Below are 25,958 nucleotides of genomic sequence, written 5' to 3'. Positions count from 1 at the left end.
GTCAATAGTCAAAAATCCAGCTTTTTTAGACTATGGACAATTGACAATAAATCCCTAATTTTTGGATTTTTTGGCGTAGGTTAAATAGAAATCGGTGAAATGCTAATTTTGCCTAAACATACAACAGATTCCAACCGATTGAAATACAGCATTTCAGTTCAAAATTAAGTATATAGCCTGTTTTCATTTTGTATTCTGACTCCTGTCTCCTGCATTCTGCTGTAATTGACTCAAATGTGTTGGTAAACCATCAATGCTGATCCTGTTTTTCTGTTGTTGATATTCTCTTACTCCCTGTTCCCCTTTTTGAATTGCCCACTTGACTAGCGTTTGACGTTGACCTTGGTATTCATAAAGAGGAACGCCAAGACCACAGGAAGTTTGCACAATCTCAATATCAGCAACAATAATTTGTCTAGTCCCTGGTATCTGAGGAAACACCGAAGATAACGAGTCCCATTCAGCAGAACTCGGTAAAACTACGTATCCTTTACCATAAAGTCGCAAAATGCGCGGCGGTTCCACAAAGGCGCAAAACATAAAAGTAATGCGACCATTTTCTTGCAGATGGGCAGAAGTTTCGTTACCACTACCTGTCAGGTCGAGGTATGCTACTTGATGAGGTGACAAGATTCGCAAGCAATCAAGACCTTTGGGAGATAAATTAACGTGACCCGTAGAACTCAGGGGTGCAGTCCCTACAAAAAATAGATTTTGGGCTGCAATGAACTCTTGTAACTCTTCGGTTATCGAGTCAAATAGTTTAGCCATAGATGCTCAAGAATAAAAAGTACGTCAACAAATTTGATTTATAAACTACCTGTAGCCGTAGGTCATGAGGAGTAAGGAACAGATTTATGGGTAATCTCAGAATTTGTTGCGAGTTCTTATTAGTTATTGCTCCCTGTTAAAACTAGCTGTCGCCAAAGTCAAGCAATCAGATGCTCAAATCCCTGAGTTTATTGTTATCTACAGTATCCTGAGACAAACCCTTTATTTACAAGGGTTTTAGATAATTCAGTTTGGAGATGTTCTCAATAATTATGTCAGCAAAAGAAGATTTAACTTGACGGAGCTTTTGATTTTTTTGGGTACTTTATTGATAAGATATATCATTTAGTGCTGTAAACTATTAATCTAACTGTAACGTTGTCCATTTAGTTCTTTAGAGATATTGCATGTTCATCAATCAACTGTTTCAAGCAGGCGGCGTAGTGATGTGGCCGCTGCTGGCGTTTAGTGTGGTAGGCATCGCATTAATTATCGAGCGAGTGCGCTTTTGGTATCGGATTAATACTCGGCAAAATCGTGTTATCCGCGAAGTTTTGAATCTCTACCGCCTTGATAATGTGGTAAGTGCATTGGATAAGTTGCAAAAGAATGCAGACTTGCCTGTAGCCCGCATTTTTTTAGCAGCACTGCAATTAGAAGAACCCACGCCTGAAGAATTTCGTCTGGCACTAGAAAGTGAAGCCCAAGCCGAAATTCCGGTTCTCAAAAGGTTTCAAAATATTTTTGACACAATTATTGGTCTGGCACCACTTTTGGGTTTATTAGGTACTGTATTGGGTTTGATTGTGTCTTTTGCATCATTAAATTTGGGTGATGTGGGAGGTACAAAAACCACCGGAGTGACCGCAGGTATTAGCGAGGCGCTGGTTTCCACCGCTTCAGGATTGGTTGTCGCTATTTTTACACTATTATTTGCTAACACCTTTCGAGGTTTATATCAACGCCAGATTGCCGCAATGCAAGAATATGGTGGACAATTAGAACTGCTCTATCGCCGTCGCTATGAACGAGGAGACAGAACTTATGCGTCTACAAGATGAGCCAGATTTACCCCCGCAAATCAACATCGTGCCGATGATTGATGTGATATTTGCGATTTTGACATTTTTTATTATGTCAACTCTATTTTTAACTCGTTCAGAAGGTTTGCCAGTCAACTTACCCAAAGCTGCGACAGCCAAACAGCAGCAGGTTCCTGCCAAAATTACCGTGACAGTTGATAAAGATGGAGTAGTAAGTGTCAACCGTCAACCCACCACCGTTGATGCTTTAGCTGGACAATTGCGGACTTTGGTTGGCAATAACCAAGAAGCGTTAGTGATTGTAAATGCTGATGAAACAGTCACACATGGTAAGGTGGTGGCGGTGATGGATCAAGTCAGACAAGTCCAAGGGGCAAAATTAGCGATCGCAACTCAGAAACCTTAGCTAAAATTTGGGTCATTAGTCATTTGTTCTTTGTCACTACAAATGGCTAATGACATCCTCAATCTTCCTTCTGCTAAAGTTGCTACCAACATGATGCGATGAATAACGAATGTCGTTTGGCAGTAGAGCAAGTTAATATATAATCGATAAAATTCATCTCATGACTCTCGTGGTTTTCCAGCATTGAGGAAAACTTATGAGCATTTACCAAAATTGACTATATAATTAATTCCCCACTCCCCACAATCACAGGGGTCTACCATCAATACGAGAGCATCAATTTTAATTAAGGGAAATATCGGGGTTAATTTAGTAAAAATTTTTATGCAGTCGCGCCTGTCAGATAATGATCTGCTGCTTAAATCCCGATTGCCCAAATCCTCTAAATCCCAAAGGCAAGCAGTTATGCCAAACTTGTAGCACTCCCTTAGTGCCACTGTTAAGAAATCGCTTTCGGGTGATTCGGGTGCTTTCCGATGAGGGAGGATTTGGCAGAACTTATTTATCAGAAGATACCGATAAACTCAATGAACTTTGTGTAATTAAGCAATTAGCACCAAAATTTCAAGGAACTTGGTCGCAGAAAAAAGCAATGGAGTTGTTTGCAGAAGAAGCAAAACGTCTGCAAGAACTTGGCGAACATCCCCAAATTCCCACACTCATTGCTTACTTTGAGCAAGATAAATGCCTTTATTTAGTCCAACAATTTATTAATGGGCAGAACTTGTTAAAAGAATTACAACAACGCCGAGTTTATAAAGCCAATGAAATTCAAGCTATTTTACTTGATTTATTACCTGTACTTAAATTCATTCACGATCGCGGTGTAATTCACCGTGACATTAAACCAGAAAACTTAATTCGCTGTCGGTATGATGGGCGACTCAGTTTGATTGATTTTGGTTCTTCTAAACAATTAACCGAAAAAGTCAAAAATAAAAGTGGCACATCCATTGGTTCGCATGGTTATTCTCCACTAGAACAAATTCGAGACGGCAAAGCTTATCCAGCCAGTGATTTGTTTAGTTTGGGGGCTACTTGTTTTCATTTGCTAACAGGAACATCCCCGTTTCAATTGTGGATGGAACATGGTTATGGCTGGGCAAACAGTTGGCGACAATATTTGCGGAGTCCCTTGTCGCCAGAATTAGATAACGTCATGAATAAGTTGTTGCAAAAAGACTTAAGTCAACGCTATCAGTCAGCCGATGAGGTGATTAAAGATTTAATTCCCGCCTTACCACGCGCCTTACCAGCCGCCGGTCAATCATCGGGCAAATTTACCGTAACTCAACCAAAATCAACTTTCTCATTTCAATACGCTTTTGTAAAAATCTTAGTTTTAGCAGCAGCTTTTGTCTTATTATTTGGATTTAATGATACTTGGTATCAACAATATCGCCAAATTCAAGCAATTTTGTTATCAAAACTCAAGCCAACAAATTACAGTCATTCTCAAAATGAAGTTGTTTTTGGTCAATCACCTAATATTCCAGTTAAAAATATTGCCTTAGCTAATACTCTCCAAGGTACAGCAAAATCTGTTGTCTCTGTGGCCATTAGTCCCGATGGCAAAACAATTGCCAGCAGTGGCGAAGGGGAGAGGATAATTAATATGTGGAATATTGCCACAGGAAAAGAAATCTTAACCCTGAATGGACATTCGCAAAAAGTCAATGCTGTGGCTATTAGTCCTAATGGCAAAACTTTGGTAAGTGGGAGTGATGACAAAACTATTAAAGTTTGGAATCTGACAACAGGTAAAATCGTTTACACCTTAGAAGGACATACTGATTCAATTCAGGCATTAGCTATTAGTCCTAATGGTAAAACTTTGGTCAGTGGTAGCGATGATAATACCCTGAAAATTTGGAATTTAGGCACAGGAAAACTCATTCGCACCCTAAAAGGACATAAATTTTGGGTGCGTTCAGTTGCTATTAGTCCCGATGGACGTAACTTAGCTAGTGGGAGTTTTGATAAAACCATTAAACTTTGGCATCTTTACCAAGATGACCCAGCCCGCACACTCACGGGTAATACAAATACAATCACATCAGTCGCCTTTAGTCCTGATAGTACCACCTTAGCCAGTACCAGCCGCGATCGCACCATTAAAATTTGGGATGTGGCATCAGGCGAAGTGCTTCGCAGCTTTACAGGCCATGCTAATACCGTCACTTGTGTTGCTTTTAGCCCAGATGGAATGACCTTAGCCAGTGCCAGCCGCGATCGTACCATCAAACTTTGGAATTTAGCTACAGGAGAAGTGATGAATACTTTGACAGGCCATGCAGATACCGTGACATCTGTTGGTTTTACGGCTGATGGTAAGACAATTGTCAGTGGTAGCGAGGATAATACCATCAAAATTTGGCGAATTGCACAGTAGACTTGTCTTGAAATATTAACTTGGGAAAAGAACAATGGTAAAAGCGTAAAGAGAGGACAATAATTGCGATGTCGGAGGAGTTAGCCTAAATTGTGCGAAGGTATCCGATGGGAAGTTGAGTGTTAGATTCATCTGCAAAAGTTTACAAAATCATTTCATAGACGCGGAAACCACAACCCGAAAACCGAAGGCGAGACTCTTAAAGTCCGGCTCCATACGACTACGAAATGCAGAACGGCAATTCAGCGCAAAGTCGCTCCAGGAACCACCTCGAACTAGCCGATATTTATTATCATTCTCGGTAATATTATTTACCCAACTACTACCGTCTGTAGGTGCGCCTTTATAACTGTCATGCCAATAGTCATAACACCACTCACGAACATTACCGTGCATATCATATAGTCCGAAAGCGTTAGCTACATAATGTCCCACTGGGGTTGTTTTCCCTACATATTTACCTTCTGGCTCTTCAGCAAATATAGTCTTTCCATCATAGTTCGCTAAATCCGATGAGAGAGCCTCACCAAAGCAAAAAGGAGTTGTCGTACCGGCTCTACAAGCATACTCCCATTCAGCTTCACTGGGTAGTCTGTAATGTCTGTTGGTATATTTTGATAGCCTATTACAAAACTCTACTGCATCATCCCAAGAAACTTGTTCTACTGGTAGGTTATTACCTTTGAAGTTAGATGGGTTGGGTTGAAGTGGGCGATTAACTTGCTCTAAAGCCGCCACAGCCCGCCATTGGTCTTGGGTGACAGGATACTTACCCATGAAGAATGGGGAAACTTTAACTTCATGCTGGGGGCTTTCAGCGTCGTCGTCGCGCCCGGCTTCATCTTTCGGAGAACCCATCAGAAACTTCCCCCCAGGAATAGCTACCATTTCTATATTTACATTTTGATCCAAGTTCTCCTGAAATAATTTGGCTTGCTTTTTAAGTTTAGGCTCAATGATTATTCCATTTTTATCTACCTTCACTGTTTCAAACTCAAACTCCCACAAAGGCAATCCAAATACCTTATCGTTTGTCGGGATTAGTGTAGGTTTAGATATGGTTGATTGAACTTTCACAACTTCTCTACCTACAAATACTATCAGCAAACTTGAGCCTCCCAAGCTAACCCACTTCAAAAACTTTCGTTTGGTTATTTTCATATCAGTTTGATTGCTGTTTAGGTTTAAATATCATTACCCCTTTACCATCATCCTTACTTCACTAATTCCAAATGAAATGATTTGTTTTTCATTTGCCACTAATTTTGACAATTAAATTTCATCTATTTGGTCTTTGTGAATGAGGCTTGTCCATAACAACAACTACTTAGTTGAATGTGTAGCTTTGCATTACTATTATGAATTGCTATATTGCCAATCCGCAAGAGCAATCAGAAGTGATTAACATGGGATTTCAATAGTCTTATAATTAATAATTTAGTAAAGGAAACATTAAAGAAAATTTTGCTACATCTAGTCCAAAAATGATTTTAATTTTATATAATGCTAGTTTTCATAAACGTCAAGATATTCTAGCTAAAATATGCCTTGGGACTTCCGGTGAGGTCAAAAGCCAAATCAGAGACAATCAAGCTATCGCGCTAAACTACACCTTGGGAATCAGCGATCGCAGATAATAAAATCAATCTGATTGGCAAAATACCAGTAGAACCTCTCACTCTCAACATACCACCAGTAATGTGTTTCACAGACGAGCAGTGTGGTCTAAAGTATGAAATTATCTCTTTTAGCTTCCTGCTCCCTGCCTCCTGCCTTCTGCCTTTTACAACATCAGAGTCCGATATAATATTGTGTCATTCTTTGTTTTCCTAACTGGAGAAACCAATGGGTCGCGCCAAAAAGGTTGTCTTAGCATATTCAGGTGGTGTAGATACTTCTGTGTGCATTCCTTACCTCAAGCAAGAGTGGGGTGTGGAGGAGGTGATAACTCTCGCCGCAGATTTAGGCCAGGGAGATGAATTAGAGCCAATCAAAGAAAAGGCTCTCAAGTCGGGTGCTAGTGAGTCTCTGGTAGTTGATGTCAAAGACAGCTTTGTGAAAGATTACGCTTTCCCGGCGATTCAAGCTAATGCACTTTATGAAAATCGCTATCCCCTGGGAACGGCGCTGGCTCGTCCTTTAATTGCCAAGATATTAGTAGAAGCAGCCGAAAAATATGGTGCTGATGCGATCGCACATGGTTGTACTGGTAAGGGGAATGATCAGGTACGCTTTGATGTTTCCTGTGCTGCTTTAAATCCCGGCCTCAAGATTTTAGCACCTGCGCGGGAATGGGGTATGAGCCGCGAAGAAACCATCGCCTACGGGGAAAAGTTTGGTATCCCCGCACCTGTGAAAAAGTCTTCGCCTTTTAGTATTGATAAAAACTTGCTCGGTCGCAGTATTGAAGCGGGTGTGTTGGAAGATCCAGCCGCCGAACCGCCAGAAGAAATTTATCAGATGACAAAAGCGATCGCAGATACTCCCAATGAGCCAGAATATATTGAAATCGGTTTTACTAAGGGTATCCCTACTACTGTCAACGGTGCAGCTAAAAACCCCGTTGAATTAATTGAAACACTCAACGAGTTAGCTGGCAATCATGGCATCGGTCGCATTGACATGATTGAAAACCGCTTGGTAGGGATTAAATCACGGGAAATCTACGAATCACCAGCAATGTTGGTGTTAATTCACGCACACCGCGATTTAGAAAGCTTAACTTTAACCGCAGATGTCACCCAATATAAGCGCGGCATTGAAGACACTTACACCAAATTGGTTTACAACGGTTTGTGGTACAGTCCCCTCAAAGCTGCTTTGGATGCGTTCATTCAAAAAACTCAAGAACGTGTCTCAGGAACAGTGCGGGTGAAGTTGTTCAAAGGTAACGCCACGATAGTTGGTCGTTGGAGTGACAACACTCTTTATACACCCGACTTAGCCACCTATGGCGCAGAAGACCAATTTGACCACAAAGCCGCCGAAGGCTTTATCTATGTTTGGGGTCTTCCCACCCGGATTTGGGCGCAACAGGATAGATAAACTTTATTCTCTAACAGGATTTCGATCCCCCCTAACCCCCCTTGAAAAAGGGGGGAACAAGAATCAAAGTCCCCCTTTTTAAGGGGGATTTAGGGGGATCTCAAATGTTTCATTACTCATAGGATAACTTTTAAAACATCCTCTAAATACATACTGAATTAGATGTGTTATGTTCGCTGATTTTAAACACATCGGTGAGGAAATCTATGCTTTTTGTTACGGAATTATAGCCAAAAAAAAGAAGTTATGTATGATATGTTAGGGATTTTAAATTATGCCAATAAATATTAATATTTAAAACGTGATACCCTGACTGGGACTGATTTACAAGGAAAATTTCTGAGTTAAAAATAATGCTGAAAAACAGCAATAATTGATACAACTGGCAAATTTTGAAAATTAGTCTTCATTACAACTTTAAAATTCAATTAACGGCACAATGGGGGCAGAGAAAGATTATTAAAAACTTGCGCTCGGAGACGAATAATGGTAGCGATCGCAGAAAATGTTCAGCATCGGCTTACTGTCCAAACTGTAGAAATTGCCCCAAACACCACGGCGATTCGCTGTCTTGACTGGGATCGCGATCGCTTCGATATCGAATTCGGACTGCAAAACGGTACGACTTACAATTCCTATTTAATTCGGGGCGAACAAACAGTTTTAATTGATACTTCTCACCAGAAGTTTCGCCAACTGTATTTAGACACTCTCAAAAGTATCGTCAACCCCAAGACCATTGATTACATTATTGTTAGCCACACAGAGCCAGACCATAGCGGCTTAGTGGAAGATGTCTTACAATTAGCACCGAGAGCAACAGTTTTAGCTTCTAAGATTGCGTTGCAATTCTTGGAAGGTTTGGTGCATGATCCTTTTTCCAAGCGGATTGTCAAAAGTGGCGATCGCATTGATATTGGCAAAGGTCACGAAATAGAATTTGTGAGTGCGCCTAACTTGCATTGGCCTGACACCATTTTTAGTTTTGATCGCAAAACCCAAACTCTCTATACTTGCGATGCCTTTGGGATGCACTTTTGTGACGATCGCACCTTTGATGAAGATTTAGAAGCGATCGAAGCTGACTTTAGATTTTATTATGACTGTCTGATGGGGCCAAATGCGCGATCGCTGCTGAATGCAATGAAGCGTATGGGCGAACTCGGCAAGATTAAAATCATCGCAAACGGTCACGGGCCTTTACTTTATCATCATCTGGATATTCTGACTGAGTGTTATCAAAGCTGGAGCCAAAGACAAGCTAAAGCCGAAACTACCGTTGGCTTATTTTACGCTTCTGACTATGGTTATAGCGATCGCCTCGGTCAAGCCATCTCGGAAGGGATTCAAAAAACTGGTGTGGGTGTAGAGTTTCTCGACCTCAGCACCGCCGAAGCTCAAGAAATTCAAGAACTTGCAGGTAGAGCAGCTGGTTTAATTATTGGTATGCCTCCTTCTACCTCCGTCGCCGCCCAAGCTGGTATTAGTTCTTTAATTTCCGTTGCTAAAGACAAACAATTCTTTGGCTTGTTTGAATGCTTTGGTGGCGATGATGAACCAGTCGATACCCTCCGCCGGAAATTCATCGACTCTGGTGTCAAAGAAGTCTTCCCCGCCATTCGGATTAAAGAAGCACCCACCGCATCTACATATCAATTGTGTACAGAAGCCGGCACAGATTTAGGGCAAGTCGTCACCCGTGAACGTAACATCAAGCAAATCAAAGCTCTTGATGTGAACATGGAAAAAGCCCTAGGCAGAATTAGCAACGGACTGTATATCGTCACCGCCAAAAAAGATGATGTCAGCAGTGCGATGTTAGCTTCTTGGGTCAGCCAAGCCAGCTTGCAACCATTAGGATTTACAATTGCCGTTGCCAAAGACCGCGCCATTGATGCTTTAATGCAGGTAGGCGATCGCTTTGTTCTCAACGTCTTAGAAGAAGGCAACTATCAAGAACTGAAAAAGCACTTCCTCAAGCGTCTACATCCCGGTGCTGATAGATTTGCAGGTGTAAAAACCCAAACCGCCAAAAACGGTTCACCCATTTTGACAGATGCCCTTGCATACATGGAATGTGAAGTGCAGAGTAGTATGGAGTGCAGCGACCACTGGATTTTATACTGCACAGTCCAAGACGGTCGTGTTTCTAAACCCGATGGCTTAACTGCTGTTCGCCATCGCAAAGTAGGTAATTACTACTAAATCAAGTTTGAAGTCTGAAAGAGGGAACAGGTAACAGGTGATAGGTTACAGGGAATAGGGTTTTCTTCTGAAAATTGGTACCTAATTCACCTGCAATCTGCTGTCTCAATAATGTTTCATACTTCAGACTTCACACTTCAGACTTCACACTTCATACTTCATACTTCCTATGCCTTTTTCAGATTTTATTCAATCCGTTAAAGCTCGGTTTTTGCCCTTTTTCTCTTCACATCAACCAACACCTATGACCGATTCCAAACCCCGTGACATACAGGTTTCTCCCATTGCGACCAACATCAAAGTTCTCAGAGCGCGTAGTCAGTCACGTCTGCGGTTTGAAATTGAATACGCATTAGAAAGAGGTACAACCTCTAATTGTTATCTGATTGAAGGTGATAAAACGGCGATTATTGACCCACCTGCTGATACTTTCACACCAATTTTTTTGGAAGCATTACAGCAGAACATTAATTTGAAAAAATTAGATTACGTCATCCTGGGACATTTTAGCCCCAACCGGGTGGGAACTTTAAAAACATTGCTGGAAGTAGCTCCACAAATTACTTTTGTTTGTTCCCTTCCAGGTGCGGCTAATTTAAAAGCAGCTTTCCCAGATGATTCTTTAAATATTTTGGTGATGCGGGGGAAAGAAACCCTAGATTTAGGCAAGGGTCATGTGCTGAAATCCTTCCCCACACCCAACCCTCGCTGGCCAGAAACCCTCTGCACCTATGACCAGCAAACCCAAATTTTGTTCACCGATAAACTTTTCGGCGCACATATCTGCGGTGATGAAGTTTTTGATGACAACTGGGAACAAATTAAAGAAGACCAACGCTATTACTACAACTGTTTGATGGCTTCCCAAGCGAAGCACGTCGAAGCAGCTTTAGAAAAAATTTCTGATTTCCAAGTGCGGATGTATGCAGTTGGTCACGGGCCGATTGTTCGCAGTAGTTTAATTGAACTGACCAAAGCATATAGCGACTGGAGTCGTTCTCAACGAAATCGAGAAATTTCGGTGGCTTTATTATATGCTTCAGCTTACGGGAATACTGCCACATTAGCACGAGCGATCGCCCTCGGCTTAACCAAAGGCGGCGTTGAAGTTCAATCGATCAACTGCGAATTTGCTACCCCCGATGAAATCCAAGCAGCAGTGGAAAAATCAGACGGTTTTATCATCGGTTCCCCTACCATCGGCGGTCATGCACCGACACCCATTCACACCGCTTTAGGTATTGTCTTGAAAGTTGGCGATAACAACAAAGTTGCGGGTGTCTTCGGTTCCTACGGCTGGAGTGGCGAAGCTGTAGAAATGATTGAAGGTAAATTGCGCGATGCTGGCTATCGCCTGGGTTTTGAAACTTTGAAAGTTAAATTCAAACCCGACGATGTTACCCTCAAGTTCTGCGAGGAACTCGGTACAGACTTCGCCCAAAACTTGAAAAAGGCGAAAAAAATCCGCGTACCCCAACAAGCTGCAACACCAGTAGAACAAGCTGTAGGCCGCATTGTGGGTTCAGTTTGCGTGATTACTGCCAAGCAAGGCGATGTCTCTACCGGAATGCTGGGTGCTTGGGTATCGCAAGCTACCTTTAACCCACCGGGTTTAACTGTAGCGATCGCCAAAGAACGCGCCATAGAATCTTTGATGTATCCTGGTGGTAAGTTCGCTTTAAATATCCTGGCAGAAGGTAATCACCAGGAATATATGAAGCATTTCCGCAAGAATTTTGCCCCTGGCGAAGATAGATTTGCTCAATTCAGCACTACTACTGCCGAAAATGGTTGCACAGTTTTGACTGATGCGCTGGCTTACGTCGAATGTTCCGTTGAACAACGTCTAGAATGTGGCGACCATTGGGTAGTTTATGCCACCGTTGACAACGGTAAATTAATTAAACCAGATGCAGTCACAGCAATTAATCACCGCAAAACAGGTACTCATTACTAACAATTTTCCCTTTCCCTAACCGCCCTGCGGATATTTACAACTAAAGCCGGTGCTGAAATTATTCTGGACAGCACTGGCTCTTTTTTATTTGGGTAGAATACAAATTCATCCGCGTTTATCTGCACGGCAGTTGCTTCAAGTCGGCAGAGCCGCCCAACGCACTGCCTCGTCCATCTGCGGTTAATTATTTCGACGTTGTATAAATACGGGATGATTTATCTCACGCAGAGACGCAGAGGCGCAGAGAGAATAAGGAGTTGACAGGAAGTAGAGATTCTTCCCCCTTGCCCCCTGCACCCTGCCTCCTGCCTACACAGTGATAATATATCTTTTTAGTTGCAAGACCTAATGCCCAACAGGGGCTTTGGCTCCTGCGCCACCTTTGCCTAAGAACAGCAACAAAGGTAAGGAACAAAGAAACGCCACACCTACCACTCGAAAAATATCTGCGAAGGACAAAACAGCAGCTTGGATATTTACAGTTTGCTCAAGTAAAGCCAATGCTTGTGTTTGGGCTGTGGCTGCATCCATTCCTTGACTTTGCATTGCTCCCGTGAGCATATCGAGGCGCTGATTGGTTTCAAAATTATAGGGACTGAGATTGGTTAACAAAATAGCACGGTGAAAAGCTTCCCGTTTATCTAACAAAGTTGTGAGTATGGCAATCCCGATGCTACCACCAAGCTGCCGTGTCAGGTTGTAAAAGCCAGAACCCGCAGAAATATCTTGTTTGGGTAACGGCCCCAAGGTAGCTAAACTCAGAGGTAAAAACATCAAGACTGTGAAGGCTCCCCGCCATACTAAAGGCCAGAATAAATCATCTGTGCCTGTTTGAACGGTGAGTTTTGATAAGTCAAACATCACAAAAGCGGTTCCCACTCCACCGATCGCAATCAATAATCGGGCATCTATTTTGGTGGATAATTTGCCTAAGAGAATCATCACAATTGCTGACGCTAAAGCCCCAGGAGCCAGTAATAATCCTGTTTGTGTGGCGGTGAAATGTAGGACACTTTGAGCAAAAATCGGCACGGCGAAGAGTGCGCCATAAAGTCCCATACCCACAATTGCTGATAAAAAGCTTCCCGCCGCTAAAGAACGATGGCGCAGGACTCGCAACGCTACAGCCGGATGTGATGTTTTGAGTTCCCACCAAATAAATAGTCCTAATCCAATCACACTGGCTATTGCCAAACTGGTGATGAACCCAGATGCAAACCAATCTTCTTGTTCGCCTTCTTCTAAAAAAGTTTGCATACAGCCAATCGCAATCACCAATAGCCCAATTCCTAACCAGTCTACGGCTTGACTCTGGGTTTTACTTTTGTTGTCTTGGGGCAGAAACATTACAGCCATTACAACGGCTAAAATCCCAAAGGGAATGTTAATGAAGAAAATCCAGCGCCAGCCTAAAGCATCGGTGAGATAGCCGCCTAAAGTGGGGCCGATGGCTGGGCCGGATATGACTCCTACGCCAAATACTGCTTGTGCTAAACCTTGCTCGGCTGGGGGAAAGGTTTCAAATAAAATGGCTTGTGCTTTGGCTAATAGTCCACCACCAAATAACCCTTGAGCAATGCGCGATAAGATGAGCATCGGTAGGTTAATTGATAGTCCACAGACTACAGAAGCGACTGTAAAGCCAATCAGGGAGAAGATAAAGTATGTCTTTTTGCCAAAGTAATCTCCTAACCAAGCGGATAAGGGAATCAAGACGACATTGGCGATCGCATAACCAGTTACTACCCAGCCAATCTCGCTCACGGTTGCTCCTAAACTGGCTTGCATAGAAGTCAAAGCCACGTTGACAATACTGGTATCTATTACTTCCAAAATTGCTCCCAAAGATGCCGTAAAGGCGATCGCCCATTTCAGCCTTCCCTGTACATAGCCAGCTTGGTTGAAGGTAGAAGTTTTAATATTAGCCATTTTTAATAGCAGTAATCTTTAGATTCCGAAATTTTGAGACTTAGCTTTGATTTTTCGCTCTTGTTTATAATACGAGACTGTATCGTATTATATTAAGATAAGTCAAGGGTGAACTTTGGTAAACCTCAAAAAACTGCCTCAAGATAGATAAGACTGCAATGGCGATATTTGATGTCGGAAGTTTGAGACTAACGCAATATGAATAAGCACATCAGTTCACCCGGAAGACCACGTAGTATTAATGCAGATCAAGCCATTCTGCAAGCGACTTTGGAACTGCTGGCGGAAGTAGGATACCAAAGTATGAGTATGGAAGCGATCGCTATCCGGGCGGGAGTTGGAAAAGCAACAATTTACAGGCGTTACACCAGCAAAGAGGAACTGGTAGCAGATGCGATCGAAAGTGTGCGGGAAGATGTACAAATACCTGATACTGGTAGCTTTTGGGGAGACATGGATATTGTGATTGATCATGCAGCCCAGAGAATCCAAAGTCCCCTGGGCTGTCAGACACTAGCTTTAATTATTAGTACAGCTTCTAGTAATCCGCAGTTTGCTCAAGTCTACTGGAAAAAATATACAAAACCCCGGCGTGATGCCTTTGCCGAGGTGTTGCAACGCGCTAAATTAAGAGGTGAAATTCAACCAGATGCCGACATTGAATTAATTATTGATTTGGTGAGTGGGTCATTGTATTATGCGATCGTCTTTAAACCAACACCAAAACCACTTGCAGCTTATATGCGTCAGACTATGGAGCTAATTATTCAAGGTGTGGGCAAAAATCATCAATGATTTATGAGTATTTGTAGAGTGGGCATTATCTAGAAAAACCGAAATACACTCAAAATTTAGTATGTAATGCCCACTTGACTAACTATTAGAAAAAAGCAAATAGATTAGTCAAAATTACCTCTAAAGTCCTCAACTTCGCGTCTAACTCGTCTAGGTGCGTCATCGTAGTCTACTTCTTGACATCCCCTTCTACCTCGGAACCAGTAATAGCCCTCAGCATTGGTGACGTATCTATCTCTGGGACAAGCATAAAACACTCTAGGGCGACGTTGACCTCCACTGATAAATTCAGATGCTTCACTGTCTAATTCTTGGAGTAAAGTAGAGTTTTCACTCATGATTTTTCCCTCCGTTTTGACTACTGTGATTAATTTTGTAAGTAAGAACAAAACAAATTTTGGCTCTACACAAAATTAATATTTACTGACCGTAGTTTAAATAGGTTGTCAGCAATATATCGTCCTACTATATGTATAATCAATTAAGTTAAAATTAATTCCCTAGATAGAAGTAATCTCAAAAATCAGCGATCGCATCTCTATGACTTTGGCTCATCGGCTGCTTTCAATCCTTGCTCAAATTCATCAATCGCTTGAATTGAATCTGAAATTGTCAGACATTGTTCTAGCAAAGAAATATCTAATTCTGGCAGTATTTCACTTTGAGAGAGAGGTTCATAACCATAAGTCTCAGGGTAAACAGTAGCTTGCTCTTGCTGAGAATTGTCTCGTAAATGATATAACTTAAACTGATTTCTCTCCCAAAACCAGACTTCTGCAACTCCTAATCTACGGTAGATTTCTAGTTTGCTCACACTACCACTTGTCAAAACTAATTCTATTGCTAAATCTGGTACTTTTTTCTCTTCGCCTATACAATAACATTCGTCTGGTTCTGCACCAGCTTTTCTTACTTTATTTTTAAAAGTAGAACTTCCCATCGGTACAAACCGAATGCGCTTGCTATAGAAGAAACGCTCTAACAGCATTCCTAAATTCGTTTTGATTTTTTCATGTCTGATTGACGGTGACACGATTTCTAATATTCCATCTAAATAATTAACACGGTAATGAGAGTTATTTTCTAGTTTCGCCAATAGCGATTCATAGCTGTCCCAACTCACACCACTACTGATAAACCTTTCTTCTGGGTCGTTACTATGACCCAATTCTGGCTCATCAATTAGTTCTTTCAGGCTGCTGACCATTGTCATTTCTCCTGTTAATTTTTATATGGTAGATTGGTTGGAGCGATCGCACAACTCAACTTTGATAAGCTGGACATTGTTAAGTTACACTGTGTTTCATGCAACCTACATTTATTTATTTTACTAAGTGTGGGAAATATGGAATTTCTAGCTGATATCGAAGTTGAAGTGGAGTTTGTTATTCAGAATTCTCGTAATTTGCGGAATATCGTAGTCAAGCACTTTGAGTTACCAGGAGTAAATTTTAGGGTAACTCCAGATTCGACAATTGGCGGTTGTTCAATCGAAGCACTCGATATTCCACCAAGAGCTAATCATCCAGATGGTAAACCTCGCTATGATTTGTTAAACTTCCGACTGACAACGAAGTTAGACTGTTCTAATTTTAAAAGTGGGCAGAAAGTTTTGGTTGAAAAGCTGCAATTTTATTAATTTGGTATGGTTGACAGCGATCGCACAACTCAACTTTAATAATCTTGGCATTGTTGGGTTACACTTCGTTTCACCTAACCTAAATTTATTTTACTAATAATTGGCTTGTTCTTAACTTTCATAAACAACAGTTGGCTGTCCTGTGATGTTGGCTAAACGATGACTGATTGATGTCACAATCGCAAAAGCTTTTTCTTCTGTTATGATACCCAACTCAAAAACAACATGAATGCCGCGCATTTCATAAGAAAATGATATTTCACAGCCACAAACTTCAAGATAGCAAACATCTCATCCCTCAATGATTTTTGATGGATAGTCAAGTGTTTGATATATTTCGTAACCAACATTTTCAGGGAAAGTAAACCATCCACCGGACTGTGGCTGAATATTAAATTCAAGCATATATAGAAATCATATTTTATTTTTGAAAAAATCTCAGTAAGGGCGTAGCCTTCGCCCTTACCTGTAGGGAACAGGAAGCTAATAAATTAGCTGGAGTGATAGCGATAAAATCCATTGTAATTATTAACTACGCTGCCAGATTTTAATGGTTTTATCTAAGCTGGCACTGACTAACATATCACCAGAAGTTGTGAAGGCTAGGGATGTGACTATATTGCTATGTCCGGTAAATGTGCCTAGCAATTCTCCGGTGTTGAAATGCCAGAGTTTAATGGTTTTATCTGCACTACCACTGGCGATAATTTGCTCATCTGGACTGAGAGCGATCGCATATACTCGATCAGTATGACCTTTGAGGGTGCGAATTAATCTCCCTGTCTCTAAATGCCAGATTTTAATTGTATGATCCCAGCTACCACTAATTAACCACTGCCCATCAATACTAATAGTTAGGGAACGCACAATGTGAGAATGTCCAGTTAAGCTGTGCAGTGGTTCGATTTCTTGCAGGGTGCTACATTCTGAAAGTTGGGCTGTTTTCCAGACTTTGATTTTGCGGTAACTACCAGTCACCAAGGTTTTGCCGTCGGGACTCAAGGCCAGGGCATGGGCGGCTGTATCATCTAAAGATAGAGCGATCGCTACCTGACGCTGCATTAAATCCCAAAACAGAACTTTTCGATCATCGCCACCTGTGGCTACCATCCGCCCATCTGGGGTAAAAGCAGTACAGCGCACTACACCATTATGTTTGTGCAGGATATCAATCAATTCTGGTGCGCCGACGTGCCAAATTTTCACTGTCGAATCTGCACCAACACTGACTAATGTATGGCCATCGGGGCTGAAAGATATAGAGTTCACATCATCCACCAACCCTGATGCTATCCAAGGCGCTTCGGATAATGTATCAATTAATTCCCCTTTGCTTAAGTCCCAAAGTTTGGTTTCGCCGCGACTCCCACTAGCTAAAATCGGGGTGACATTGCCATTGTGACAACGGGAAGCAAAATCAAGGCAATAAATACCTCTAGTATGACCTTTTAATGTTTGCCAAAATTCCCAATCACCAATGATTTCTTTTTGGGGATGATCTGATGAGACAATTTGAATGCTTTCGGCGATCGCTTGCTCTTCAACTGTTGGTAATATATCTTTTTTAGTAGTCTTTTTCGCTGTGAGTGACTCTAAATACCAACTTAATCCTCCTGCATATAACAGGCTACTGGGAGTCACATAAGATTTAGTTTCTGAGAACTCCAGTTGATTACTCGGCAAAAATCCAGCAATTACAGCGTGTTTTTCATAGCCTAATTTGCCATTAGAAGGATAAAACAGACACAAGAAAATTAAAACTTGGTGCTGGCGTAACTCATCTTGAGTAACTGTCCACCTAATTTTATCTTTCTTGATACCGTTAAAACTTTCGCCATCAGCAGCATAAACTAACACGCTGTGTTTTGGACTATCAGCTAGGCAGTATGTAAATTTACTTTCGCCGCGTAAATTGCCTTCGTCATCTAACACCATATTTTGAATAGTGTCTTGGGGCAACTTTTTCACTATCTTACCCAGCCGTTCCGCCATCACTTGTTCAACAATTTGCTCGCGTAAAAGATAATCTTGTGCTTGTTGTTGAAAGTGTCTGGGATAAGGAATTACCCAATCAGGCGGTTCGGGATATTCTGGCGGTATGGGCGGCGGATTTTTGGCGAGAATTTCGGCTTGTTGGCGCGATAATTCTTGGATTTTTGCCAATGAATCACCCCAAAACGCCATAATTTCGCTGTGACAACCTTTAACTTGACTGTCCAGTAAAGATAGGTCGTAAGTTTTAGGTTTTTTAATACGTTGAAGGAAATCAGCTTGCTGGGCTTGAAGTAAGCTAATCCAATCCATCTGCATTCCAACGATACAATGTTGCATACCTACGGTAAGCTATACCAACGTAATTACTCAAGTTTATAACTTCTAGTAAAATAAAAATTCGGTAATCTTCGCAGTCTAACAGAACACATTTATGGAGATGTATCTGTAAAGTTCAGTGTGTAAAGATCACTCAAATCTCAGCATAATGATCTAATTGATACCACCTTGGGATCAGCAAGCTTCTTTGAGATTTTGCAAAAAGACTTTTAGTCAAAACTTGCTCTTAAAATCTCAAATCGGTATTGGGTATGAGTTAGATAGAGTTCTATGATGTCCAATAATTCTATCGGAACTAGAGAAGAAGATACTGTTTTCTAGAAACAGTAATCTTAACCAAGACTAGTATGATTTAAGCAGAACTCGCAGGTTATTGGCAGAGTTTTGGGAATTTTAGTTGATGATAGCTATTTTTGCTAAATTAAGGAGATTATGCTCTCAAAGTGGCAGAAATATTTTCCACAATTGTGTATACTAATAAGCTGCAAAAAGCTTAGGGTAATAGGAATTTAGGAAACAGAATGATGATTGCGATCGCTGGTTTCTAGCTGTTTAATTTTCATCTGTAAATCAAATTCTTCATGACTGACTATTGTTTCTAAATTGGCTATTCTTTGCTCTAATAGTTCTAATTGCTGTGGTTGTAAAGCACCAGCAGGCGATTTTTTCTCATCAGTCCGCCAAATAGCGATCGTTCCGGCTGTAGCACCACCAAGAGCAGCTAAAGGTAGCAAAGCTCCACTTCTCGTCACAGCAGAAAGCGGAATACAAACTGCTAAAATACCCACTGTGATTCCCCAAATTCTCGTGGTAGATTCTACTCTGATATCTTGAGATTTCTTGGTCATCTGTCTTCCTTTATATAGACTTACTTGCTAGATTCGCACGATCGCCAGCAAAAATACCTCCTACGATGGGATTAAGCAAAAATACTCTACTGGATTTTAAGTATTAAAAATAACGCGAAATCCAACACAATGAAGATATAGCAGTCCTAAGAGACAAGGGAGACAAGGAAGACGGGGTAGACAAGGAGGAGATGTTTGTAACTTATCGAGTATTGCTATAGATACTGAGTTTCGTTTTCATCTCAGCCGCAAGAATGTTCACCTTACTCAGCACTCAGCACTTTCAACTCAGCACTCTTCATAATTTGATACAATCCCTGGAGCATAAGTAATTAGTAGTTCAGCAATTCGTTATGACAAGTGAATCATACATTTTCCTGGCTGGGGCAAGTCGTGGTGTTGGCAGAGAAATTGCCAACTGTTTAACAGCACAACAACTCAAAGTTAAAGCACTGTTGAGAACTGAAACGGCTGCGGCTGAATTACAAGCAACGGGTGTGAAGACTGTTTTGGGTGATGCGATGAATGTTGGTGATGTGGAAGCAGCTATGCTCACCAATGAACCAATTCATGCTGTTATTAGTACTATTGGCGGTTTACCGACAGATACAGAAAAACCAGATTACACGGCGAATAAAAATCTCATTGATGTAGCAATCAAAGCCGGAGTCCAAAAATTTATTTTAGTAACTTCCATCGGGACTGGTAATAGTGTTGGTGCATTATCTCCGCAAGCATTGGCGGCGCTGCAATCAGTTTTAGTCGAAAAAGACAAAGCCGAACAATATTTAATTGCCAGTGGACTCACATATACTATTATTCGCCCTGGTGGACTGAAAACAGAACCAGCCACAGGTAATGGCATTTTAACTGAGGACACACGTATTGTTGGCAGTATCCATCGTGCGGATGTGGCGCAATTGGTATGTCGTTGCTTGAATAACAATCGCACCAATAATAAAATTTTGTCAGCAGTAGACAAAAATATGCTGTTCGGACAAATAGAATTTGCCCCATTTAGTTTAGATTAGCGAGTAGGCAAGATAGCGCCAGAAATTGATATGCTAAAAACCGAGACCAGTGAAGCACAGCAGAAATAATTGCTCAAGTCTCGCCTCCTGCCTTCATATCATTTTTGTAAACAATGCCTGTGCCTACAATCACCCCAACGATCGCCTCTTTTCCCTTGACTGCCGTAGTCGGTCAAGAAGCGATAAAATTAGCCTTGCTGTTAGCAGCAGTCGATCCGGGTTTGGGAGGAGTGGCGATCGCAGGTCGTCGCGGTACGGCAAAATCTGTAATGGCGCGTGCGATTCACGCCCTACTCCCGCCAATTGAAGTTGTTCCCGATTCCATTAGCAACTGCGATCCCACCCGCCCCGATGAATGGGACGATTTACTATTAGCTGAATACGCCGAGAAAGATATTCAGGATGTCCCTACACAAATCATTCCTGCGCCTTTCGTCCAAATTCCCCTCGGTGTCACAGAAGACAGACTTTTAGGTTCTGTAGATGTAGAACAGTCGGTGAAGCAAGGAGATACAGTTTTTCAGCCTGGATTACTCGCCACTGCTAACCGGGGTGTACTGTATGTAGACGAAATCAATTTATTAGATGACCAAATTTCCAATCAACTTTTAACAGTATTATCTGAAGGTCGCAACCAAATCGAGCGCGAAGGGATAAGTTTTCAGCATCCTTGCAAAGCTTTATTTATTGCTACATATAACCCCGAAGAAGGCGCACTGCGAGAACATTTACTTGATAGAATTGCGATCGCCCTCTCGGCTGATGGTGTACTTGGTTTAGATCAACGAGTAGAAGCAGTTGAACAAGCGATCTCTTTTTCCAAATCTCCCCAAGAATTCCTCCAGCAGTACAGCGAAGACATCGACGGACTGAAAACCCAAATTATCTTAGCGCGGGAATGGTTAAAGGAAGTTACCATCACCCATGACCAAATTGCTTACTTAGTAAATGAAGCTATTCGTGGTGGTGTTCAAGGACACCGCGCCGAGTTATTTGCTGTGCGCGTTGCCAAAGCCGCCGCCGCCTTAGAAGGGCGCACCACAGTTAACGCCGAAGATTTACGTCGCGCTGTCGAGTTAGTAATTGTACCAAGAGCAACTGTAGTCCAAACACCACCGCCCGATCAACCACCCCCACCTCCTCCCCCACCACCACAAAACCAAGACGAGTCAGAACAAGACCAACAAGAGGAAGAGGAAGAGAAAGAAGAAGACCAACCAGAAGAACCAGAAAACCAAGAACCACCAAGCATCCCCGAAGAATTTATCTTCGACCCAGAAGGTGTAATTCTAGATGACAGCGTGCTGTATTTTGCCCAAATGTCCCAGCGTCAAGGTAAATCAGGGAGTCGTAGTTTAATTTTCTCCGAAGACCGGGGACGTTATGTCAAGCCGATGTTACCCAAGGGCAAAGTCCGGCGCATCGCCGTAGATGCTACCCTGCGAGCTGCTGCACCTTACCAAAAAGCGCGGCGTGAGCGACAGCCAAACAGAAAAGTAATTGTTGAGCAAGGTGATATTCGCTCAAAACGCTTGGTTCGTAAAGCCGGCGCATTGGTAGTATTCGTAGTAGATGCTTCTGGCTCAATGGCTTTGAATCGGATGCAGTCTGCCAAAGGTGCAGTTATGCAACTGTTAACAGAGGCTTACCAAAACCGCGACCAAGTAGCCTTGATTCCCTTCCGGGGAGAGCAGGCGGAAGTGTTATTACCCCCAACACGTTCTATCGCTTTAGCAAAAAATCGTCTGGAAAGATTACCTTGTGGTGGCGGTTCACCCTTGGCGCATGGTTTGACCCAAGCTGTACGTGTTGGTTTGAACGCCCAGATGAGTGGCGATATTGGGCAAGTTGTAGTGGTAGCCATCACTGATGGCCGGGGTAATATTCCGTTAGGGCGTTCTTTAGGCGAACCCCAGGAACCAGGAGAAAAACCGGATATCAAAGGCGAGTTATTAGAAATTGCTGGCAGATTTCGGGCTTTGGGAATGCAACTATTGGTAATTGATACGGAAAGTAAATTTGTTTCCACTGGTTTTGCCAAAGAACTAGCCCAAACAGCCGGAGGTAAATATTATCATTTACCGAAAGCTACAGATAAAGCCATTGCCGCCATGACCAGAGGTGCGATCGCTGATCTAAAATCACGGTAGTTAGTCAATGATCAATGGTCAATAGTCATTGCTCATTCCCCATCTAACCTGCCGTGTACATACAAGTCAAAAATTTGTAGTATTAAAGCCTATCCCGCCTGGAACTTTAGTTCCAGGCTCATAGCCAAAGTCCACTCAAGTGGACTGGAATAAATTTCTAGTTGAGTCCTTTTCAGAGGACTTGTGCTGTAAGACTCGGAATTAATTCCGAGGCGGGATAGATGCACTCAACCCAGATTTGTGTATACACCGCAGCCATTTAACTCAGCACTTTTTAAATCTATGCTTCAGTCTTCTAATCAAAGCCTAACTGTGGAAGAGTTTCTCGCACTTCCTGAAGGTGATATTACATACGAGTTTGTTGACGGTGAAGCTGTTCCTAAATATAAAGACGATGAAATGTCACCTAAGTTCTTCCAAGCTTCGACTACTGGTGCTTTATTAATATTATTGTCTGAATGGGCAGTAACAAAAGGACAGGTTTTAAGTAAATGGGCAGTCAAATTAACCCAAAATCAGCAAGATTGGATACCGATACCTGATTTGACATATATTTCTTACAACCGCCTTGCTGCTGATTGGTTGCAAGATGAAGCTTGTCCGGTTGCACCCGAATTAGTGATTGAAATTATCTCACCCGGACAAACTTTTGGAGAAATGGCTGAAAAAGCCACAGATTATCTCAATGCAGGTGTTTTGCGTGTTTGGGTAGTCGATACACAAGCCAGAACTATCACTGTATTTGTCCCAGCTTCCTTACCTATCACGTATCGCCATCATCAAGTAATTACTGATGACTTATTACCTGAGTTAGAAATTAGCCCTAACGTTATTTTTCAACGTGTAGGCTTAATATTTGAATAGATGAAATTCTGTTTGGAGATGGCACCCTGAATTACATGCCCATGAAGACCAATACTAAACATTTAAAGTAATAAGTGGTTGGGCAAGATTAAATTTATGTGTTGAGGCAGAGAATATTCAACAGGAAAACAATTTTATTAATTAATCTTGTCTAAGTACTTAAATCCAGAACTTAGTTTATTAGTTAGAAGCGATTGGAATTGTGGAGTTTTCCTGTCAGAAATTTGGTAGTAGCAAATATCAAGACCCTGAAGCCACAGCTTGAGGCTGCAAATAATTAATCAAATCATTAATGCCTTTTTGCAAATACCGTGTCACGGTCATTGGGCTAGTACCAATGTTTTTAGCGGCATCTTTGCGTGAAAGTTCTTTTAAGAAGACCATTTCTACTGCCATCCGGGGCTTGTCTTCTAGCATATTAATTGCCCCTTGGAGTTGTTGGCGTTCTTCTTCTTGTTGCTGCATCACCGCAGAACGAGGACAAGGTAGTGCTTCACCTAAAGTAATTTGACAATCAACATAGTGAACTGCTGTCGCATCCAAACTCAAAGGCATCCGATTTTGGGCAGCTAACTTTGTTTCTTGCCATTCTTGTACAGAAACCTTGAGTATCTTAGCAATTTCTGAGTCTTTGGGAGGACGACCTAAAGATAATGCTAATTCTTTGCGAATTTTTTGTCCTTCATTGTATAGTTCTTGCCAACGACGAGGAATTTTTAACAGTGTACTGCGATCGCGCAAGAAATGCAGCATCTCACCACGAATATATGGCACAGCAAAGGAACTAAACGCATATCCTTGACTGGGATCAAAACGCTCAATTGCTCTAATTAAACCAAAATAACCGATTTGTTCTAAATCTTCATAAGGTTCATTACATTGATGGCTAAATTTATGAGCCATCTTCCGCACTAAGCCAGTATGTAACTGTACAAGTTGATTACGAAGTTTAATCGAGGGGTTCTGGTGGTATAAGTGTAATAACTCTATCCCATCAATTCGCATAGAAGACTCAATTGCTGCCATATCAAATCCTTTGTATTAACTCCTTTTCCTAGAAAAACGGAGTTGCGTATATAGTTCTTCAAAGCTGTAATTATTTTCCTTAGACCACGCTGATTAAACCATCGTCGTTCCACTGAACTTAATTCCGCTCTATCTCTGGCATTCAGTGTTTTTACGCATGATTTCACCGACTCAGTTGTTGCAGGTAATTAGCGTTTTATCTATGAACTTGCTGAGTTAATTAATATTTATTTTTTGTAGCAAACCTAGATATTTTTGTAGTTCCATGCTGGACTTATCCAAAAATATTGAGTCCCCTGTCAGCAACATACAAAAAATCAAAAGTTGAAATTCTTGATTTAACTTATATTCTCTCAAAAAATAAAAATATGGCAAAATATTAAAATTAATATTTATCTCACAAATTGTTGATTACAAAAACTAATGAAATTCCTCAAAGTCAACCACAGATAAGTTTGTAAAACTGAGTGTCATCAACAATTGCTTCCGGATTCTGAATTTTAACGGCTGAATTATTCTGCAACAATGATGCAGGCTAAGGTTTAACACAAAATACCCTGGCTGATAAATGGAAATCTTGGTAAGAATAGGAATATACAGAACTTTTTTGCGCGAAAAACTCAAGTATGAGCAATACAAGTAACTTTCGTGAAGCTATCCGAGACGCTAGAACCCAAGCCCTCATCGGCCCCAATGTCATCGCTAATGCCTTACCTTACGTTGGTGGTGGTCTTGTTCTCACTGCCTTGGGAACCTACGGTGGTTTAGGTATTATCCGTACCAACCCTGAAATTTTCTTCCCTACCTTTATTGGTGCGGTAATTTTAGAATTCATTCTGTTCTTTGTTGCCCAAAACGTTGCTGAAAAAGGCAAAAAAGCTATTGCCCTGCCTTTATTGGCAACCTATAGCCTTTTGTCTGGTTATACTCTCAGTGGTTTAGTATTTGTCGCTTTAAGAACCCAAGGTGTCGGTATTCAAGGCATCGGTTTAGCCGCCCTTGGTTGTGGTGTCACTTTTATTGTTGCCCGTCAAGTTGGTTCAAATTTGTCTGAACAAGACGGAATGGCTTTGACAAAAACCATCAGTCTCGGTGTTATCGCTTTGGTGGTTGTTTGTGCAGTCCAATTTCTCTTTGCTTTGTTTGGTGTTTATACCCCAACTTGGCTAGAAATCGGCATTTCTGGTTTAGGCGTATTTTTGTTTGTGGGCGTATCCGTCGTAGACTTCTACATCCTGCCCCGTACTTACCGTAACGACCAATACTTACCTGCGGCTTTGTCGATGTATTTGACTTACATCAACCTGTTTGTCTTTATCTTACGGTTGCTGATTGCCCTCAATGGCCGCGATTAAGTAACGATAAATAGAAAAATTTAAGAAATTTTTAACCGTGGTGCAAAATTACTAGCCACGGTTTTTTCATTGCTATGCAATATAAATATTTGGTCATAGCAAAAAGAATTGACTCAACTGTCGCTAAAATCAAAAAAACAAATAAAATCTAAAGAGCAAACTTAGGAAATC

Annotated in this window: 22 protein-coding genes; 13 read left to right on the top strand and 9 right to left on the bottom strand. The window is 41.6% G+C overall.

Going from position 1 to position 25,958, the window contains the following annotated elements:
* Positions 1–183: 183 nt before the first annotated feature.
* Entirely contained in the window at positions 184–771 is a 588-nt protein-coding gene (locus H6G75_RS18740) for a pyridoxamine 5'-phosphate oxidase family protein (RefSeq protein WP_190981516.1), read from the bottom strand.
* A 407-nt stretch (positions 772–1,178) separates the two neighbouring features.
* On the opposite strand from H6G75_RS18740, the gene H6G75_RS18735 reads away from it, so the two are divergent.
* From H6G75_RS18735 to H6G75_RS18725, 3 genes are all read left to right on the top strand, one after another.
* Positions 1,179–1,832, top strand: coding sequence for a MotA/TolQ/ExbB proton channel family protein (locus H6G75_RS18735; RefSeq protein WP_190981515.1), 654 nt, complete (start codon positions 1,179–1,181; stop codon positions 1,830–1,832).
* The gene (locus H6G75_RS18730; RefSeq protein ID WP_190981514.1) at positions 1,816–2,220 is read left to right on the top strand and encodes a biopolymer transporter ExbD; all 405 of its coding nucleotides are present in this window, start codon (positions 1,816–1,818) and stop codon (positions 2,218–2,220) included. The genes H6G75_RS18735 and H6G75_RS18730 overlap by 17 nt, the downstream gene beginning before the upstream one ends.
* Before the next feature lie 346 nt (positions 2,221–2,566).
* Positions 2,567–4,612: a serine/threonine-protein kinase gene (locus H6G75_RS18725; protein ID WP_190981513.1), complete on the top strand. Its 2,046-nt coding sequence runs from the start codon at positions 2,567–2,569 to the stop codon at positions 4,610–4,612.
* A gap of 150 nt (positions 4,613–4,762) precedes the next feature.
* Here the strand turns inward: H6G75_RS18725 and H6G75_RS18720 are convergent, their stop codons facing one another.
* On the bottom strand, positions 4,763–5,773 hold the full coding sequence (locus tag H6G75_RS18720; protein WP_190981512.1) for a formylglycine-generating enzyme family protein: 1,011 nt from the start codon (positions 5,771–5,773) through the stop codon (positions 4,763–4,765).
* Positions 5,774–6,457: 684 nt separating this feature from the next.
* On the opposite strand from H6G75_RS18720, the gene H6G75_RS18715 reads away from it, so the two are divergent.
* The 4 genes from H6G75_RS18715 (at position 6,458) to H6G75_RS33565 (ending at position 12,003) form a co-directional block, all read left to right on the top strand.
* Positions 6,458–7,657 carry an argininosuccinate synthase gene (locus H6G75_RS18715; RefSeq protein ID WP_190981511.1) on the top strand — a complete coding sequence of 400 codons (1,200 nt, stop codon included), beginning with the start codon at positions 6,458–6,460 and terminating at the stop codon, positions 7,655–7,657.
* A gap of 486 nt (positions 7,658–8,143) precedes the next feature.
* Entirely contained in the window at positions 8,144–9,862 is a 1,719-nt protein-coding gene (locus H6G75_RS18710) for a diflavin flavoprotein (RefSeq protein WP_190981510.1), read from the top strand.
* A 244-nt stretch (positions 9,863–10,106) separates the two neighbouring features.
* A complete protein-coding gene (locus H6G75_RS18705; protein ID WP_190981509.1) occupies positions 10,107–11,819 on the top strand; it encodes a diflavin flavoprotein in 1,713 nt (570 codons plus the stop codon).
* 49 nt (positions 11,820–11,868) lie between these two features.
* Positions 11,869–12,003: a hypothetical protein gene (locus H6G75_RS33565; protein ID WP_277884098.1), complete on the top strand. Its 135-nt coding sequence runs from the start codon at positions 11,869–11,871 to the stop codon at positions 12,001–12,003.
* Positions 12,004–12,164: 161 nt separating this feature from the next.
* Here H6G75_RS33565 and H6G75_RS18700 read toward each other — a convergent pair whose 3' ends face one another.
* On the bottom strand, positions 12,165–13,748 hold the full coding sequence (locus H6G75_RS18700) for a DHA2 family efflux MFS transporter permease subunit (RefSeq protein ID WP_190981508.1): 1,584 nt from the start codon (positions 13,746–13,748) through the stop codon (positions 12,165–12,167).
* Between the two features lie 198 nt (positions 13,749–13,946).
* Between H6G75_RS18700 and H6G75_RS18695 the strand changes: the two genes are divergently transcribed.
* Complete coding sequence (locus H6G75_RS18695; protein ID WP_190981507.1) at positions 13,947–14,543, top strand: TetR/AcrR family transcriptional regulator; 597 nt, start codon at positions 13,947–13,949, stop codon at positions 14,541–14,543.
* Positions 14,544–14,647: 104 nt separating this feature from the next.
* Here H6G75_RS18695 and H6G75_RS18690 read toward each other — a convergent pair whose 3' ends face one another.
* Both H6G75_RS18690 and H6G75_RS18685 read right to left on the bottom strand, forming a co-directional pair.
* On the bottom strand, positions 14,648–14,881 hold the full coding sequence (locus H6G75_RS18690; RefSeq protein WP_190981506.1) for a hypothetical protein: 234 nt from the start codon (positions 14,879–14,881) through the stop codon (positions 14,648–14,650).
* Between the two features lie 200 nt (positions 14,882–15,081).
* Complete coding sequence (locus H6G75_RS18685; RefSeq protein WP_190981505.1) at positions 15,082–15,750, bottom strand: Uma2 family endonuclease; 669 nt, start codon at positions 15,748–15,750, stop codon at positions 15,082–15,084.
* A 138-nt stretch (positions 15,751–15,888) separates the two neighbouring features.
* On the opposite strand from H6G75_RS18685, the gene H6G75_RS18680 reads away from it, so the two are divergent.
* Positions 15,889–16,182: a hypothetical protein gene (locus tag H6G75_RS18680; RefSeq protein WP_190981504.1), complete on the top strand. Its 294-nt coding sequence runs from the start codon at positions 15,889–15,891 to the stop codon at positions 16,180–16,182.
* Positions 16,183–16,293: 111 nt separating this feature from the next.
* Here the strand turns inward: H6G75_RS18680 and H6G75_RS33560 are convergent, their stop codons facing one another.
* The 3 genes from H6G75_RS33560 to H6G75_RS18670 all read right to left on the bottom strand — a co-directional run bounded on the left by H6G75_RS33560 (position 16,294) and on the right by H6G75_RS18670 (position 19,361).
* Positions 16,294–16,422: a hypothetical protein gene (locus tag H6G75_RS33560; RefSeq protein ID WP_277884097.1), complete on the bottom strand. Its 129-nt coding sequence runs from the start codon at positions 16,420–16,422 to the stop codon at positions 16,294–16,296.
* 288 nt (positions 16,423–16,710) lie between these two features.
* Positions 16,711–18,513, bottom strand: a complete 1,803-nt coding sequence (locus H6G75_RS18675) for a WD40 repeat domain-containing protein (protein WP_190981503.1) — start codon at positions 18,511–18,513, stop codon at positions 16,711–16,713.
* A gap of 509 nt (positions 18,514–19,022) precedes the next feature.
* Positions 19,023–19,361: a hypothetical protein gene (locus tag H6G75_RS18670; protein WP_190981502.1), complete on the bottom strand. Its 339-nt coding sequence runs from the start codon at positions 19,359–19,361 to the stop codon at positions 19,023–19,025.
* 353 nt (positions 19,362–19,714) lie between these two features.
* On the opposite strand from H6G75_RS18670, the gene H6G75_RS18665 reads away from it, so the two are divergent.
* From H6G75_RS18665 to H6G75_RS18655, 3 genes are all read left to right on the top strand, one after another.
* Positions 19,715–20,392 (top strand): SDR family oxidoreductase, encoded by a 678-nt coding sequence (locus H6G75_RS18665; protein ID WP_190981501.1) that lies wholly within the window; start codon positions 19,715–19,717, stop codon positions 20,390–20,392.
* Between the two features lie 113 nt (positions 20,393–20,505).
* On the top strand, positions 20,506–22,542 hold the full coding sequence (gene bchD, locus H6G75_RS18660; protein WP_190981500.1) for a magnesium chelatase ATPase subunit D: 2,037 nt from the start codon (positions 20,506–20,508) through the stop codon (positions 22,540–22,542).
* A gap of 282 nt (positions 22,543–22,824) precedes the next feature.
* Entirely contained in the window at positions 22,825–23,406 is a 582-nt protein-coding gene (locus H6G75_RS18655; RefSeq protein ID WP_190981499.1) for a Uma2 family endonuclease, read from the top strand.
* A gap of 240 nt (positions 23,407–23,646) precedes the next feature.
* Here H6G75_RS18655 and H6G75_RS18650 read toward each other — a convergent pair whose 3' ends face one another.
* Positions 23,647–24,432 (bottom strand): RNA polymerase sigma factor SigF, encoded by a 786-nt coding sequence (locus H6G75_RS18650; protein ID WP_190594994.1) that lies wholly within the window; start codon positions 24,430–24,432, stop codon positions 23,647–23,649.
* A gap of 626 nt (positions 24,433–25,058) precedes the next feature.
* On the opposite strand from H6G75_RS18650, the gene H6G75_RS18645 reads away from it, so the two are divergent.
* Complete coding sequence (locus tag H6G75_RS18645) at positions 25,059–25,787, top strand: Bax inhibitor-1 family protein (RefSeq protein ID WP_190981498.1); 729 nt, start codon at positions 25,059–25,061, stop codon at positions 25,785–25,787.
* Positions 25,788–25,958: the final 171 nt, after the last annotated feature.

It is taken from the genome of Nostoc sp. FACHB-280, assembly GCF_014697615.1.
In the GTDB taxonomy this organism is placed as follows: domain Bacteria; phylum Cyanobacteriota; class Cyanobacteriia; order Cyanobacteriales; family Nostocaceae; genus Nostoc_B.
The sequence above is the reverse complement of the archived record's forward strand: the minus strand, read 5'-3'. Positions and strand labels throughout refer to the sequence as shown.